The following is a 14,580-nucleotide window of genomic DNA, read 5'->3' on the forward strand; positions in this document are numbered from 1 at the left end:
CCTCGCGGGCGCCTATTTTCGTTTCAGGACAATGCGTTGGCGTGAGCGGGGCTGGGAGTATCCGTGCCCGCTGCCGTTGAGCGGGAGCGCGGCCGCTACCGCCCGGTCAGGAACCAGCCTGAGGCTGCGTAGCCGAGCGCCGAGATCACACCCGCCATCGGCATTGTCACGACCCAGGCGAAGACGATGCCGCGGGCCACGCCCCATCGGACGGCCGTGACGCGCCGCGCCGCGCCGACGCCGACGATGGCGCCCGTGATGGTGTGCGTGGTCGAGACGGGGATGCCGAGATAGGTCGCCATGAACAGCGTGATTGCGCCGCCGGTCTCGGCACAAAAGCCCTGCTGCGGCGAGAGGCGCGTGATCTTCGAGCCCATGGTGTGGACGATGCGCCAGCCGCCGCAGAGCGTGCCGAGTGCCATCGCAGTCTGGCAGGAGATGACCACCCAGAACGGGACCGCGAAGGTGTCGCCCATCATGCCGTGCGAGAACAGAAGCACCGCGATGATGCCCATCGTCTTCTGCGCGTCATTGGCGCCGTGCCCCAGCGAATAGAGCGAAGCCGAGACGAATTGGAGAGCGCGGAAGGTGCTGTCGGCCTTGATCGGTGCGACGCGCAGGAAGCTCCATGAGACGATCAGGACGAGCAGCAACGCCAGCGCAAAGCCCAGTGCCGGCGACATGAAGATCGCGAGGACCGTCTTGCCGAGTCCCCACCACACGATCGACGAGAAGCCGACCTTGCTGAGCCCTGCCCCGACGAGCCCACCTATCAGCGCGTGCGACGAACTGGACGGGATGCCGGCGACCCAGGTGACGACGTTCCAGACGATGGCGCCGCTCAGCGCACCGAAGATGACGCGGTCGTCGATGATCGCCGCCTGCACGATGCCGGAGCCTACCGTCTGCGCGACGTGCAGACCGAAGAACAGGAAGGCGATGAAATTGAAGAACGCCGCCCAGAACACGGCCCAGCGCGGCGCCAGCACCCGGGTCGAGACGATGGTGGCAATCGAGTTCGCTGCGTCATGCAAGCCGTTCAGGAAATCGAACAGCAACGCGACGGCGATCAGGAAGATAAGGGCAGGAGCGACGCTGGACAGATCCACGAGGGTCGCTCAGAGGTGTTCGAGGACGATGCGGCTGACGCGCTTGGCAACATCCTCGAAGCGGTCCACCACCTTCTCGAGATGGTCGTAAATCTCGGCGCCGACAATGAAGCCCATGGTGTCGGAGGCCTGATGGTCCTTGAACAGCGTTTTCATGCCCTGATCGTAGAGCCTGTCGGAACGCTCCTCGATGGCCCCGATCTGCTTGGCCAGCGCACCGATTGCAACCGCGTGCTTCTTGATGTCACGCAGCATGGGCAGCAGCACGGTGACGCGCTCGGCTGCCTGGACGATGACCGCACCGAGTTCTTCCATGCAGGGCTGGAAGCTTTCGACCTCGAACAGCGTGATGGACTTGGCCGTCTTCTGCATCTGGTCGATGGCATCGTCCATCGAGCCGATCAGTTCCTCGATGTCACCGCGATCGAACGGCGTGATGAACGTCCGCCCGACTTCCAGCATGACCTGACCGGCGATGTCGTCGGCGCGATTCTCCTGCTCGTAGATCGCCTCGCAGCCGGGCTCGATCGCCGTCCTGCCCGACAGGAGCGCGTCGAGCGCGCCTGCGCCTGCGACCAGGGTCGCGGCATGGCGCTCGAACAGATCGAAGAACTTGTCTTCTTTAGGCAGGAGCTTCTGAAACCAAGCAAGCATCAGAGCCGCCTTTCGTCATTGAATTGTCGCAGGTGGCGATAGGCGCTCCCAGTTTGGCTGTAAAGGCGAAGCGTCGCGTTTCAGGGGAGAACTCTCACTGGACGTGGATTCGCGACTGAGAATGCATCGAAAATCTGCGTAAAAGCCGCCGTCCGGGCATGACGCAACGCAAACTTCATTCCCCGCGCCTGCGATTAAGCCGTCTTCGGCCAAAGACCGAGATGACACGCCCACCCCTTTTGTGACAGCTTTATGACTTGCCGCAGGTGGACCTGCGGCCTGCCTTGGATCGCCCGACCTCGATGTCGGCGATCTCTAACAAATTCGGGAGGACACCATGATCAACCGCAGGATCGCGCTTGCGACCGCTATCGGTTTGGGCCTGACGGCCTCGGCCGCATTCGCGCAGGCCCCGTCGGGCAAGGTCACGGTTGTGACCTCGTTTTCCAAGGACGTTACCGACCCCATCAAGAAGGCTTTCGAGAAGGCCGTTCCGGGCGTGACGCTGGAAGTCCAGAACCGCAACACCAATGCCGGCGTGAAGTATCTCGAGGAGACCAAGGCCAACAACCAGGTCGACCTGTTCTGGGCCTCGGCGCCCGATGCCTTCGAGGTGCTCAAGGGCAAGAAGCTGCTCTCGGCGTACAAGCCCAAAGCGACCGGCATCCCGGAAAAGATCGGCTCCTACCCGATCAACGATCCCGCCGGCTTCTATTCCGGCTTCGCCGCGTCGGGCTACGGCATCATGTGGAACGAGCGCTACGCCAAGGCCAACAAGCTGCCCGACCCCAAGGAATGGCAGGACCTCGCCAAGCCGATCTTCTACGATCACGTCTCGATCGCGGCGCCCTCGCGCTCCGGTACGACGCACCTGACCGTCGAAACCGTCCTGCAGGGCGAGGGCTGGGACAAGGGCTGGCGCACGATCAAGGAGATGTCGGGCAACTTCCGGGCGATCAACGAGCGCTCCTTCGGCGTGCCCGAGGCGGTCAACTCCGGCCAGGTCGGCGTCGGCATCGTCATCGATTTCTTCGCCTTCTCGGCGCAGGCGTCGGGCTTCCCCGTAAAGTTCGTCTATCCGAGCGTGACCACCGTCGTGCCCGCCAATGTCGGGATCGTTTCCAACCCGCCCAACAAGGCGGCGGCCGAGGCCTTCGTCGAGTTCCTGCTGTCGCCGACGGGCCAGGAAGTCCTGCTCGAGCCGAGCATCCGCCGCCTGCCGGTCAACCCGGCCGTCTACGCCAAGGCCGGCGCCGACTATCCCAACCCCTTCACCGATCCGCGCTTCCAGAAGATGATCGGCTTCGACGTCGACAAGTCGGAAACCCGCACGGCCGTCGTCGACACCCTGTTCGACCAGCTGATCTCCTTCCAGCTCGACGCGCTCAAGGATGTCACAAAGGTCCTGCACGAGGTTGACGGGGCGCTGGCCAAGAAGGCCAACCCGCAGGCCAAGGCGCTGGCCGACGAAGCCCGCACCCTGATCGCAGCCATGCCGGTCAGCGAGGCGCAGGCCTCCAGCCCCGAGCTGCGCGGCGCCTTCACAGGCTCGAAGGAGAAGGGTGCCCGCCAGGCCGAGGTCGAGGCGCAGTGGGCGAGCTTCGCCCGTGACCACTACGCCAAGGCCAAGGCCAAGGCGGAAGAGGCACTGAAGGCGGCGAAGTAAGCAGCGCCGAAGCCCTCACTGCCCTCGCGCCGTCATGCTCGCCCTTGTGGCGAGCATCCACGTCTTGGTCGAAGGGCTCGACGGTCGAAGACGTGGATGGTCGGGACAAGCCCGACCATGACGCGAATGGCCTCGCGAGCGAACATCCCAGCCGAGTAACATGACCGCAATTCCAGCCTCGACGCCTCCGCGCGCCCGCCGCATCTCCGCTACGCCCGGCCAGATCGCGCTGGCGCTCGCGATCGCCGCCTTCCTGCTGATGTTCCTGGTCCTGCCGGTGGCGACGGTGATCTATGTCGCCTTCACCGAGAAGGGCACATCGACCTTCACGCTGGTGAACTTCTACGACTTCGTGAACACCGAGCTGTTCATGCGCTCGCTGTGGAACTCCTTCTACGTCTCGGCGATGTCGGTGGTCTGGGCCTCGGTGTTCGCGCTGCCGCTGGCCTATCTCACGACGCGCTTCGTGTTTCGCGGCGCGGCCATCGTGCAGACCCTGGGCTTCCTGCCGCTGATCATGCCGCCCTTCGTCGGCGCCGTCGCGATGCAGCTCTTCTTCGGCCGCAACGGCTCGATCAACCTGCTGCTCGACGACTGGTTCGGCTTCAAGATCGGCTTCATGGAGGGGCTGAACGGCGTCATCTTCGTCCAGTCCGTTCACTACTTCCCCTTCATCCTGATCAACCTCGCCGCTGCGCTGCGCAATATCGACCGCGCCATGGAGGAAGCGGCCCAGAACCTCGGCTCCTCGGGCTTCCGGCTGTTCCGGCGCATCGTCTTCCCGCTGGCGCTGCCGGGCTATCTCGCCGGCGCCTCGCTCGTCTTCGTCAAGGTCTTCGACGATCTCGCGACGCCGCTCCTGCTCAACGTCAAGGACATGCTGGCCCCGCAGGCCTATCTGCGCGTCACCTCGATCGGCATCGCCGACCCGATGGGCTATGTCATCTCGGTCGTGCTGATCATCGCCTCGGTGCTGGCGATGTGGCTCTCGGCGCTGGCGCTGAAGGGCCGCGACTACGCCACGACGCAGCGCGGCGGCGGCGGGCTTGCCAAGCGCGAGATGACGCCGCTGCAGGCCGTTGCCGGCTATGGTGTCGTGATCCTGATCCTGGCGCTCGTGCTGGCGCCGCATCTGGGTCTGCTGCTGCTCTCGTTTGCGACAATCTGGTCGTTCTCGCCGCTGCCCGACGCCTTCACCACCGCCCATTACGCCCGCGTCTTCGGGGAGAGCTCGATCTACATAAAGAACACGCTGATCTACGCCTCGATCGCCGGCGGAATCGACGTCGTACTCGGCGTCGCGATCGCCTATCTCGTGCTGCGCACTAAGCTTGTCGGGCGAGAATGGCTCGACTGGATGGCGACAGCGGCGCTGGCGATCCCCGGCGTCGTGCTGGGGATAGGCTATCTCCGCACCTTCTATGGCGTGACACTGCCCGATGGCACGCCGCTGGCCTCGCTCTGGATCACCATCGTGCTGGCGCTGGCCATTCGCCGCCTGCCCTATGCGCTGCGCGCCTGCCACGCGGCGTTGCAGCAGATATCGGTGTCGCTGGAGGAGGCAGCCGAAAACCTCGGCGCGACCAAGGCCCGCACCGTGCGTCGCGTCGTGGTGCCGCTGATGGCGGGCGGCATTCTGGCCGGCTTCGTCACCTCCTTCTCGACGGCAGCGGTCGAGCTTTCGGCCACCTTGATGCTGGTGCAGTCCAACTCCGACGCGCCGCTGGCCTATGGCCTCTACGTCTTCATGCAGTCGGCGGCGGGCCGGGGGCCGGGGGCGGCGCTCGGCGTCGTCGCGGTCCTGCTCGTGGCGATCTGCACCTTCCTGTCGCATCTGATCATCGAACGTAGCCAGAAGGCTAAAGGCATGGGTCACTGACCATGAACGCGATCGCTCCGCTGACCACGCCCGCCGTCCCCGTCGATATCGAAGGGGTCAACCTGTCCTATGGCGACAACCACGTCCTCAAGAACGTCAATCTCGCGATCAAGCCGGGCGAGTTCTTCGCTTTCCTCGGCCCGTCGGGTTGCGGCAAGACCACGCTGCTGCGCCTGATCGCCGGCTTCAACCAGGCCGATACCGGGCGCGTCACCATCGGCGGCAAGGACATTTCTGCCCTGCCGCCCTGGAAGCGCGATGTCGGCATGGTGTTCCAGTCCTATGCTCTGTGGCCGCATATGACGGTTCGCCGGAACGTCGCCTTCGGGCTGGAGGAGCGCGGCGTCGCACGGCCTGAGATCGAGCGCCGGGTCAGTCTTGCGCTGGATCTCGTCGGGCTCGGCCATCTCGGCGAGCGTCGCCCCTCGCAGCTCTCGGGCGGCCAGCAGCAGCGCGTCGCGGTAGCTCGCACGGTAGCTGTCGAGCCAAAAGTCCTGCTGCTCGACGAGCCCTTGTCGAACCTCGACGCCAAGATGCGCGTCCAGGTGCGGCGCGAGTTGCGCGATCTCCAGCAGCGGCTGGGCCTGACCACGATCTTCGTGACCCACGACCAGGAAGAGGCCAACACCATCTGCGACCGCATCGCGGTGATGAACGACGGTACGGTGCAGCAGGTCGGCACGCCGATGGAGCTCTACGAGAACCCCGACAACCTGTTCGTCGCGAACTTCCTGGGCACGGCGAACATCATATCCGGCCGTGTCGCCGGCTCGGGCGCGGACCGGCACTTCGAGATCGATGGCGGCATCAAGGTTCCGCTGACCAGCGACATCGTCGTCCCATCAGGCGCCAAGCTGGTGTTCCGGCCCCAGCACGCACAGTTGATCCCCGCTGCAGCTGCCTCTGGCAACGCCCCCGCCCTGCCCTGCACGATCGCCCATCGCGAATTCCTCGGCGCGAGCGTCCGCTACGGCGTGCGCTTTGGCGCCATCGAGATCGGCGTCGATGCGCCGTTCCACTCGGGCGCGGACCTTCTCGAGATCGGCGCTCCAGCGCAGCTGACTTTGCCGCAGCGCCGGCTGCTCTGGCTCGCGGCCTGAAAAAATGGCCGAGCCTGACGGCCCGGCCAGTTATGCCGACGATGCAAGGGACCTCGTCGGCCGCCCTATCCCTCAACACGGCCCGGCCGAGAGAGTTTCAAGCGGGCGGGAAAAAGGCACGGCCGCCGCGGTCATCGGAACTGAGCGGGATGGTGTCGGGTTCAATGCATTGGGAGGTGTCCTGCCGATGACGCTCAAGAGCCATGCCGAGTATGAAGATGCCAAGCGGCGCATCCGCGCGCTAGGGCAACTGCCGGAAGGCACGCCCGGCGCCGAGACGGAGCTCAATGTACTGGTCGAACTGACGACGGCGTGGGAGGCTGAGCATACGCAGGAGGCGCCGGACACCACACCCGCCGGTCGCAGCTCAGAATCGCCGACGCCTCGCGATTGACGGGCAGGCAATCCGGCCGAAACCGTCGAGGAAAAGGTTTTCGCAATGACGCGCAGATTATCCGCCGCACTCGCCCTTGTTTCGGCCCTTTGCCTTGCCTTGCCGGCATTCGCGCAGGTCGGCATTCCCGGTAGCGGACCATTGACCCCCGATGGCCCGCGGCGCGGTATCGGCCCGCCATCGATCACGGACAGCGTTCCGGACCTGCGCCTGCAGCCGAGCGGCGGCTCCTCGACCTATACGCCGCCTGGTGTGCAGGGCAGCGGGTACCAACGCGTCTATGGCGGATCGCCCGCGCCCCGAGGCCGCGCGACAACCGTGCGGACGGCGCGGCAGCTCGGCCGCCACTGCCAAACTCCGCGACGTGTCTGTGCCATTGGAAAGGCCCGCGCGCTGGAGAGTTCCTGCCAGTGCCGCCTGTCCAATGCCAAGCGGGTCAGCGGCTTCGTCGTGCGCTAGAAAGCCCGGCGCAGCCCATCGCTTGCCGCTGAAGCTGCATCACCTGGGTGCGGCGCGCTTCAGCAGGTCGTCGAGGGCGGTATCGAGTTCGGCGCTGGCAGCAGCCACCTTCTTCGAGGTCGTATCGAAGATCGAGACAACCTGTTCGGTTGCGCCCACCTGCACCTGGATATGCGCGGCGCCGCGCCAGACTTCGGTGGAATTCTGAAGCGATTTCATCGAGGCGCTCGCAACCTCGTTGACGGCCCTGTCCTGGATGTCGAGCGCCGTCGACATCTCGCAGGCATGCAGCTCCGCTTCGGTCACCTTTTCCGTGATCGCGCGGATCGCGGCGGCGGAGCGCGATGAGGTCTCCTGGATATTGCGGACCTGCTCGGCGATCTCCAGCGCCGCAAGGCCGCTGCGGTTCGCCAGCGCCTTCACCTCGCCTGCGACGACGGCAAAGCCGCGCCCGGCAGTGCCCGCCCGTGCGGCCTCGATCGTGGCGTTCAGGGCCAACAGGTTGGTCTGGGTGGCGATCGAACGGATCAAGGCCACGACCTCGCCGATCTTGGCGGCACCGACGTCGAGATGCTGGACCAGGCCGGTCGCGTCGCGGGCAATGCCATCGGCCTCGACGACGAGGTTGAAGGTGGAGCGGAGCCGGTCAGCCAATGCCGTGCTCGCGGCGATCATCTTCTCCTGCGCCAGGGAGACGCTGACGGCTGCAGCCTCGGCACGCTGCGAGTTGCGGGTGAGTTCTTCCAGGGCGCCCCGGGTTTCCTCGGTCGAATAGACCAGTTCGGTCGTCGACAGGCGCATCGCGGCGGCAGTCTCGGCGACGACCTGGCTCACCGCTGCGAATTGCGGCGCCGTCTGTTCGACGGAGGCACGCCAGAGCTCGACGATGTCGGCATGCGAGATTGCGCCCTGCTCGGACACGGCCAAGCTGCGATCAAGGACGCGAATGCGATCGACAGCTGTCAGGATCGCTTCATAGCCGACGAGTTCGCCTGCCCGGGCGGCCAATGGCTGGCCCGGCTGTAGGCTATCGAGGGTGGACTGGAGGCTCTGTCGGTCGCTGTCTGATCGGCGCAGCACAGTCCAAAGGCAAGCGGCCGCAAGCAGGGTCAGTCCGATCCAGCTTACGGTCAGGGCCAGGACCTGCCATGCAGCCGCCTCGGCTTGCCAGGCGAGCTCTTCTGCATTCAACGCGGCTGGACTGTTCTCGATCGCGGCGCTGGCGGACCTGAGTTGCGCCGCGAAATACCAGTTCACACTGAGACCGACGACGGAGACGCCTGCAAGGCTGGCAAACAGCCACCGCGAGCTCGAATCGATCAGCCTTCTTGCCGGAAAACGTGCTGGCACCTGCCCTGCTGCTCCGTATCACCATATCGCCCCAAGGCGTCCGCTGAGCTGCCAATAATGGAGGCAGCGCGAGGAACATCCCGTAGGAGCGATACGAAGCGTATCCCGAAGAGCCTACCAGAGAGTGAAGGCGCATCGACCGATCGGACTAGTCCTATCCTGAGGGCGATGATCTTCTGCACCCTCAGCGCGAGAACCGGACCGGCACGGCAAGAGAAACCGCCCCGCCGCCGCCGACTCCGGCCGGCGGCGCCGGTACGGGGCTCGCGCGCCGGATCATGCCGACCGCCTCATCGTCGAGCGCCGCATCGCCCGAAGAACCGACAAGCCGGGCAGACAGGACGCGCCCGCCGCGATCGATGGAAAACGCGACCTGGACCGTGCCGGGGCGCGCCCCACCGGGGAAACGCTTGTAGCGATTGAGATGCGCGATCAGCGTGCCACGCCATGAGGCGGTCGAGACCGATGGCGACGGGGCCGACGCGCCTTGAGCCTCACGGCTGGGGGCTGCAGCCGGAGCCGGCGCCGGCGGCGGCGCGGCCGCCTCGCGCTGACGCGGACGCTCAACGCGCTTGCGCTCGACGACCTTAGGCTTCGGCGGTGGCTTGCGCTCGACCGGCTTGACGACAGGCTTGGGGGGCGGCGGCGGCGGCGGCGCGAGAACCGCCAGCGCGTCGGGGATCGACGGCAGCTCGGGAATCTTGATCTCGGGCTCGGGAACCTGGACCGTCACCGGCTCAGGCGGCGGTGGCTCGATCGGCGGCGGCTCGACGACGGGCTCGGGCTCCGGCGGCGGCGGCTCGGGCTCGGGCGGAGGCGTCTCCTTGACGGACTCCGGTGGCGGCTGCTCGGCCTCGACCGGCTGCGGCGCGGGCGGGAGTTCCTCCGCAGGCGCCTCCGGCGCGACCGAAACCGCGGAAAGCTCGATCATCACGGCAGGCTCGGGCGCGCCCGCAGCGGCCTCGGCATGGGCCGGCTTCCAGTGCACGGCGACCCAGGCCACTCCGCCGTGGGCGCTGGCGACGGCAAGCGCTGCCGCGCCCCAGCGAAGGGCGCCAAGCCAGCGCCGCGGATTGTCCCGCATGATCATGGCGCAGGCACCCCGGCTGCGGCGGCCGGCTTCTGGCCGGTATCCTCGATGCCCACCAGCGCGATCTTGAGGTAGCCGGCGTTGCGCAGCAGGTTCATCACCTCCATCAGGTCGCGATAGGCAACGGCACCGTCGGCCCGAAGAAACACGCGCTGGTCGCGGTCGCTGCTCGTGCGCTGGTCGAGCACCGACTGGAGGCCTTCGCGCGGCACGGGGTCGTTGCCGAGCGCGAGCGAAAGGTCGCCCTTCACGCTCAGGAAGATCGGCTTGTCGGGACGCGGCTGGGGTTGCGCATTGGAGACCGGCAGGTCGACCGCGACGTCCACCGTGGACAGGGGGGCCGCGACCATGAAGATGATCAGCAGGACCAGGATGACGTCGATGAAGGGCGTGACGTTGATTTCGGAGACTTCACCGAGATCGCCGTCCTGGGCTTCCTTGAGCGATACAGCCATGGCTCGTCACTCCGCATGGGCGCGCGGCAGCGCCACGGCCGCCTGGGGCCCAGCCTGCACCACGCGAGGCGCCGTCGGCGCACGTCGCGCCCGCTCGAGATCACGCGAGAGATGCTGGAGCACCTCGCCGGAGGCATCCGAGAGCACGGCCCGGTAGCCGGCTATGGCGCGGGCGAAGACGTTGTAGATGATGACGGCAGGGATGGCGGCGACGAGGCCGATCGCGGTCGCAAGCAGCGCCTCGGCGATACCCGGTGCAACGACAGCAAGATTGGTCGTCTTCGCCTGTGAGATGCCGATGAACGAATTCATGATGCCCCAGACGGTGCCGAACAGGCCGACGAAGGGCGCGGTCGAGCCGATGGTTGCCAGCAGACCCGTCCCGCGTGCCATGGAGCGACCGGCGCGCGCCTCGATGCGCGACAGCGCGATCGACACGCGCTCCTTGACGCCATCCTCGCCGAGGCCGGCAGAGCGCTCGCGCTCGGTCATGGCGGCCTGCAGCAGTTCCGCGACCGTGCCGCGGGCCTTGCCGCTGCGGCCGGCGATGGCGGTGGCGGCAGCTTCTAGCGATGCCGCCACCGCGAGTTGGCGCGACGCGCGGCTGGCGCGTGTCTTTGCCGAGGCGAGTTCGAGCGCCTTGGCGAGCCAGATCGTCCAGGTGACGAGAGACGCGAAGGCCAGGCCGAGCATCACCGCCTTGACGACGATATCGGCCGCCATGAACATGCCCCAGGGCGAAAGGTCATGCGGCAGGACGCCGGCGGCAGCGGGTGCCGGCGGCGCAGCAGCGGGCACGGCCGGCGCGACCTGCACAGGCGTGCCGGGCTCCACTGGGGCTGCGGCAGGCGCGGGCTGAGCCAGCTGCGCCGCGGGCGCTTGCGCCTGCATGCCTGGCACCATCTGCGGGTGGGCGGTCGAGGGCATGGCCACGCCATGCGGCGCCAGCGGGGGAAGCGGCACTGCGGTCATGCCGGGGGTGGCGGGCGTCTCGACTGACGGTTGCTGGGTTGCCTGGGCGAGCGCTTTTCCCGGCGAGCCGGCTCCGGCCAGCAACGGCAGGCTGAGCGCCAAAACGGCAAAACGGACAACACGCAGCATCGAAACACGAATCCCATAACTGGCACGCCGGGTCCCGGAGGCGCGGCGCAGGCCATCCGCAAAGGCAGCGAAATGCGGCTGCCTGATCTCGCAAGAGCGAGATGCAGGCGATACCCCAGTTGGGATTTCCATGCAATTACAATAGTTTAGATCGTTTCTAAGGAAGCATTCCTTAGGCTTCCCGGTCGCGGTTCCCGCCGCGCCTGTTCCCTTAAGTCGTCACACGGGCAGGAGTGGCCGTTCGCTGCTGAAGCGCCGCACCGCCAGCCAGGTCAACACCACGAAAACGAGGAGGACCGCGCCCTCGGCGATCGCAAATGGCGGCTCCGCCTGCGTCGGCGCCATGGCGTGCAGCGCCGGAACCTTGGAAAAGAGCTGCGCGACCAGCACGAAGATCAGGATGTAGAACGCCAGCATCGCACTGATCGCATAGGCCCTGCGCCAGCCGCCCGCGAGCTGGCGTGCGTACAGCGCATAGCCGGCAATGGCGAGCAGCACGAGCGAGATCGCGCCGAGGATGTGCGAGGGCAGCACTCCGGTGAATGGGAATCCGAAGCCGGTCGCGCTGGTTGCAAAGGCTGTGGACAGGTAGACCCCCGTCCAGCCGGGCCGGGTGAATCCGCGCAGCAGGCCCATCATCATCGGAAAGCCCGCGACGATCGCGATCAAGCTCAGCCAGGTGTGGAAGCCTACGAAACTGGTCGGATCGAACATTGCGAGCCCCCCGCACCACGCCGAGCCTCCATGCCCGACGTTGCGTCAGAATGCAGGAAACGGGCCGCAGATGCGAGCGGTTTCAAACTGGGGCCGGACTGCTGGCGCGGCGCGGGAGGCGCTTGAGGCCTAATCGGTCAGGCTCACCCGCACGCTCGGCGCCTCCTCGGCAGTGGCACGCTGGAGCGTTGCCTTGGCTTCGTCGACCTGGCGCTGGCGGTTCCAGAGCGCGGCATAGACGCCGTCGGCTGCCAGCAACTCGCGGTGATGCCCGCGCTCGACGATCAGGCCCTTGTCGAGCACGATGATCTCGTCGGCATTGATCACGGTCGAGAGCCGGTGCGCGATGACCAGCGTCGTACGTCCCTTGCTGACGAGATCGAGCGCGTCCTGGATTTCTTTCTCGGTGAAGGAATCCAGCGCCGAGGTCGCCTCGTCGAGGACCAGCACCGGCGGCCCCTTGAGGATCGTGCGGGCGATGGCGACGCGCTGCTTCTCGCCGCCCGACAGCTTCAACCCGCGTTCGCCAACCGATGTCTCGTAGCCTTCCGGCAGCGAGCGGATGAAGCGGTCGATCTGCGCCAGCCGAGCAGCTTCCGCGATCTCGGCCTCCGTCGCATCGGGCCGGCCATAGCGGATGTTGTATTCAATGGTGTCGTTGAACAGCACGGTGTCCTGCGGGACCATGCCGATGGCGGCGCGCAAGCTGACCTGCTGGACGTCGGCGATGGGCTGGCCGTCGATCAGGATGCGCCCGGCCTGCGGCTCGTAGAAGCGGAACAGCAGCCGCGAGATCGTGGACTTGCCGGCGCCCGAGGGGCCGACGATGGCGATGGTCTTGCCCGGCGGCACCGTGAACGAGACGCCGCGCAGGATCGGCCGCTCGGGGATGTAGGCGAAGTGGACGTTCTCGAAGACAACCTCGCCGGCCCGGACGTCGAGCGGCTTTGCGTCGGGATTGTCCTGGATCTCGGGATCGCGACCGATGAGCGAGAACATCTGCTCGATGTCGAGCGTCGCCTGCTTGATCTCGCGATAGACGGTGCCCATGAAATTCAGCGGCTGGTAGAGCTGGATCAGCATGGCGTTGATCAGCACGAAGTCGCCGACCGTATGCGTGCCGGCGCGAAAGCCCTGCACCGCCATCACCATCGAGATCGTCAGGCCCGCCGCGAAGATCGCGGCCTGGCCGAAATTCAGCCAGGCGAGCGAGGTGTAGGCCTTGACCGAATTGCGCTCATAACGCGCCATCGAGAGATCGTAGCGGGCGGTCTCACGGGCCTCAGCGCCAAAATACTTCACCGTCTCGTAGTTCAGCAGCGAGTCGATCGCCTTCGAGTTGGCGTCTGTATCGGACTCGTTCATCTGCATACGGATGGCGATGCGCCACTCCGTCGCCTTGATGGTATAGGCCATGTAGATCGTCACCATCGCGACGAGCACGACGACATAGAGCCAGTCGAACAGGGTCAGCAGCACGGCGATGATCAGCACGAGCTCGATCGTGACCGGCACCAACTGGTTCAGGCCCAGCCGCACCATCTCCTCGATGCCGTTGCGGCCCCGCTCCAGCACGCGGGTCAGACCGCCCGTCTTGCGCTCGAGATGGAAGCGCAGCGAGAGATGATGCAGGTGGCCGAAGGTCTGCAGCGCCAACGTGCGCACCGCATGCATGAAGACCGGCGCAAACAGGGCATCGCGCGCCTGGATGAAGGCCGCCGAACCGACACGTGCGAGGCCGTAGAGCACCGTCAGCGCGAGGGGCGCGCCGACCAGGATCGGCAGCCAGCGCTCAAGGCTGGAGGGCGTATTGGCCAGCGCATCCGTCGCCCATTTGAAGGTGAACGGCACGCCCATCAGCACGCAGCGGCCCAGCACCAGCAGCAGGAAGGCGAGGACCACGCGCTTGCGCAGGTCGGCACGATCGGCGGGCCAGAGATAGGGCCAGAGTGCGCGGAACGTCGCGACGAAACCGGAGCCCGGCTTGATCACCATGGAGCGCGCGAAGGTCGTCGCCGGGTTCGGCGCAGGAAGCGGGGACATTTTGAAGCGATTCCAGATTGGGCCGCAGATATAGGCATAATCGCGGGCGAATGCATGCGGAGAGCTGCGGGGTCGGGCCTGCGCCGGACGCCGCCTTGTTCTTGTCCCAAGGCGGGTGTCAAATATCCCGAGAGCGGCCAACGCTCTGCTATGGGGAAGGACACTGAGGATGACATTTCAAAGGGTTATCGCCATTGCCGCGCTCAGCATAGGTGCGAGCGCAGCGCTTGCTATCCTGCCCACCGCCGCCCAGCAGCCGAGACCGCCGGCGCAGATCAAGATCACCAACATGCGCGCGGCTCCGCTGACCACCTTCGAGATCGCCACCATCGGCGAACAGTCGCGGCTCGTCGGAAAGCTCGCCCAGCCGCTCGCGCCGGGAAAGAGCACGGCGATCAAGCTGAACAAGCCCGCCGGCTGCAGCTATTTCGTCCTGGCGCGTTTCGACGACGAGGCCGAGGGCAATAATGACAGCATGGATCTGTGCAAGGAACGGGTGATCCGCCTGGTCGATTGAGCGGCCAGTTTAGCCGTCATTGCGAGCGCAGGCGAAGCAATCCAGCGGC

At 66.2% G+C, this 14,580-nt stretch carries 14 protein-coding genes; 6 read left to right on the forward strand and 8 right to left on the reverse strand.

The genetic code is table 11. The features are described 5' to 3' along the window. Positions 1-95: 95 nt before the first annotated feature. Both AC1D2L_RS03425 and AC1D2L_RS03430 read right to left on the reverse strand, forming a co-directional pair. Positions 96-1,109 carry an inorganic phosphate transporter gene (locus tag AC1D2L_RS03425; RefSeq protein ID WP_476844400.1) on the reverse strand — a complete coding sequence of 338 codons (1,014 nt, stop codon included), beginning with the start codon at positions 1,107-1,109 and terminating at the stop codon, positions 96-98. Between the two features lie 9 nt (positions 1,110-1,118). After that, on the reverse strand, positions 1,119-1,763 hold the full coding sequence (locus AC1D2L_RS03430) for a DUF47 domain-containing protein (protein WP_476844401.1): 645 nt from the start codon (positions 1,761-1,763) through the stop codon (positions 1,119-1,121). 337 nt (positions 1,764-2,100) lie between these two features. On the opposite strand from AC1D2L_RS03430, the gene AC1D2L_RS03435 reads away from it, so the two are divergent. From AC1D2L_RS03435 to AC1D2L_RS03455, 5 genes are all read left to right on the forward strand, one after another. Beyond that, positions 2,101-3,429 carry an ABC transporter substrate-binding protein gene (locus AC1D2L_RS03435; RefSeq protein WP_476844402.1) on the forward strand — a complete coding sequence of 443 codons (1,329 nt, stop codon included), beginning with the start codon at positions 2,101-2,103 and terminating at the stop codon, positions 3,427-3,429. A 160-nt stretch (positions 3,430-3,589) separates the two neighbouring features. Then, positions 3,590-5,308 carry an ABC transporter permease gene (locus AC1D2L_RS03440; protein WP_476844403.1) on the forward strand — a complete coding sequence of 573 codons (1,719 nt, stop codon included), beginning with the start codon at positions 3,590-3,592 and terminating at the stop codon, positions 5,306-5,308. Positions 5,309-5,310: 2 nt separating this feature from the next. Further along, on the forward strand, positions 5,311-6,408 hold the full coding sequence (locus AC1D2L_RS03445) for an ABC transporter ATP-binding protein (protein WP_476844404.1): 1,098 nt from the start codon (positions 5,311-5,313) through the stop codon (positions 6,406-6,408). 4 nt (positions 6,409-6,412) lie between these two features. Then, the gene (locus AC1D2L_RS03450; RefSeq protein ID WP_476844405.1) at positions 6,413-6,802 is read left to right on the forward strand and encodes a hypothetical protein; all 390 of its coding nucleotides are present in this window, start codon (positions 6,413-6,415) and stop codon (positions 6,800-6,802) included. 45 nt (positions 6,803-6,847) lie between these two features. Then, a complete protein-coding gene (locus AC1D2L_RS03455) occupies positions 6,848-7,261 on the forward strand; it encodes a hypothetical protein (RefSeq protein ID WP_476844406.1) in 414 nt (137 codons plus the stop codon). A 39-nt stretch (positions 7,262-7,300) separates the two neighbouring features. Here the strand turns inward: AC1D2L_RS03455 and AC1D2L_RS03460 are convergent, their stop codons facing one another. From AC1D2L_RS03460 to AC1D2L_RS03485, 6 genes are all read right to left on the reverse strand, one after another. Next, positions 7,301-8,611 carry a methyl-accepting chemotaxis protein gene (locus tag AC1D2L_RS03460; RefSeq protein WP_476844407.1) on the reverse strand — a complete coding sequence of 437 codons (1,311 nt, stop codon included), beginning with the start codon at positions 8,609-8,611 and terminating at the stop codon, positions 7,301-7,303. Between the two features lie 184 nt (positions 8,612-8,795). Continuing rightward, complete coding sequence (locus tag AC1D2L_RS03465; RefSeq protein ID WP_476844408.1) at positions 8,796-9,701, reverse strand: energy transducer TonB; 906 nt, start codon at positions 9,699-9,701, stop codon at positions 8,796-8,798. Further along, positions 9,698-10,156 (reverse strand): TonB system transport protein ExbD, encoded by a 459-nt coding sequence (gene exbD / locus AC1D2L_RS03470; RefSeq protein ID WP_476844409.1) that lies wholly within the window; start codon positions 10,154-10,156, stop codon positions 9,698-9,700. The genes AC1D2L_RS03465 and exbD overlap by 4 nt, the downstream gene beginning before the upstream one ends. Before the next feature lie 6 nt (positions 10,157-10,162). Continuing rightward, positions 10,163-11,257: a tonB-system energizer ExbB gene (gene exbB, locus AC1D2L_RS03475; RefSeq protein ID WP_476844410.1), complete on the reverse strand. Its 1,095-nt coding sequence runs from the start codon at positions 11,255-11,257 to the stop codon at positions 10,163-10,165. Positions 11,258-11,476: 219 nt separating this feature from the next. Continuing rightward, positions 11,477-11,926, reverse strand: a complete 450-nt coding sequence (locus AC1D2L_RS03480; RefSeq protein ID WP_476844411.1) for a hypothetical protein — start codon at positions 11,924-11,926, stop codon at positions 11,477-11,479. 174 nt (positions 11,927-12,100) lie between these two features. Next, positions 12,101-14,014, reverse strand: coding sequence for an ABCB family ABC transporter ATP-binding protein/permease (locus tag AC1D2L_RS03485; protein WP_476844412.1), 1,914 nt, complete (start codon positions 14,012-14,014; stop codon positions 12,101-12,103). A 169-nt stretch (positions 14,015-14,183) separates the two neighbouring features. Between AC1D2L_RS03485 and AC1D2L_RS03490 the strand changes: the two genes are divergently transcribed. Beyond that, a complete protein-coding gene (locus AC1D2L_RS03490; RefSeq protein WP_476844413.1) occupies positions 14,184-14,531 on the forward strand; it encodes a hypothetical protein in 348 nt (115 codons plus the stop codon). Positions 14,532-14,580: the final 49 nt, after the last annotated feature.

It is taken from the genome of Allobosea sp. P1_B10 (assembly GCF_056406735.1).

Coding starts and splice junctions, on each gene's coding strand:
- AC1D2L_RS03430 (WP_476844401.1), bottom strand. CDS start 1,763: ATGCTTGCTTGGTTTCAGAAGCTCCTGCCTAAAGAAGACAAGTTCTTC.
- AC1D2L_RS03435 (WP_476844402.1), top strand. CDS start 2,101: ATGATCAACCGCAGGATCGCGCTTGCGACCGCTATCGGTTTGGGCCTG.
- AC1D2L_RS03440 (WP_476844403.1), top strand. CDS start 3,590: ATGACCGCAATTCCAGCCTCGACGCCTCCGCGCGCCCGCCGCATCTCC.
- AC1D2L_RS03445 (WP_476844404.1), top strand. CDS start 5,311: ATGAACGCGATCGCTCCGCTGACCACGCCCGCCGTCCCCGTCGATATC.
- AC1D2L_RS03450 (WP_476844405.1), top strand. CDS start 6,413: ATGGCCGAGCCTGACGGCCCGGCCAGTTATGCCGACGATGCAAGGGAC.
- AC1D2L_RS03455 (WP_476844406.1), top strand. CDS start 6,848: ATGACGCGCAGATTATCCGCCGCACTCGCCCTTGTTTCGGCCCTTTGC.
- AC1D2L_RS03465 (WP_476844408.1), bottom strand. CDS start 9,701: ATGATCATGCGGGACAATCCGCGGCGCTGGCTTGGCGCCCTTCGCTGG.
- exbD (WP_476844409.1), bottom strand. CDS start 10,156: ATGGCTGTATCGCTCAAGGAAGCCCAGGACGGCGATCTCGGTGAAGTC.
- exbB (WP_476844410.1), bottom strand. CDS start 11,257: ATGCTGCGTGTTGTCCGTTTTGCCGTTTTGGCGCTCAGCCTGCCGTTG.
- AC1D2L_RS03485 (WP_476844412.1), bottom strand. CDS start 14,014: ATGTCCCCGCTTCCTGCGCCGAACCCGGCGACGACCTTCGCGCGCTCC.
- AC1D2L_RS03490 (WP_476844413.1), top strand. CDS start 14,184: ATGACATTTCAAAGGGTTATCGCCATTGCCGCGCTCAGCATAGGTGCG.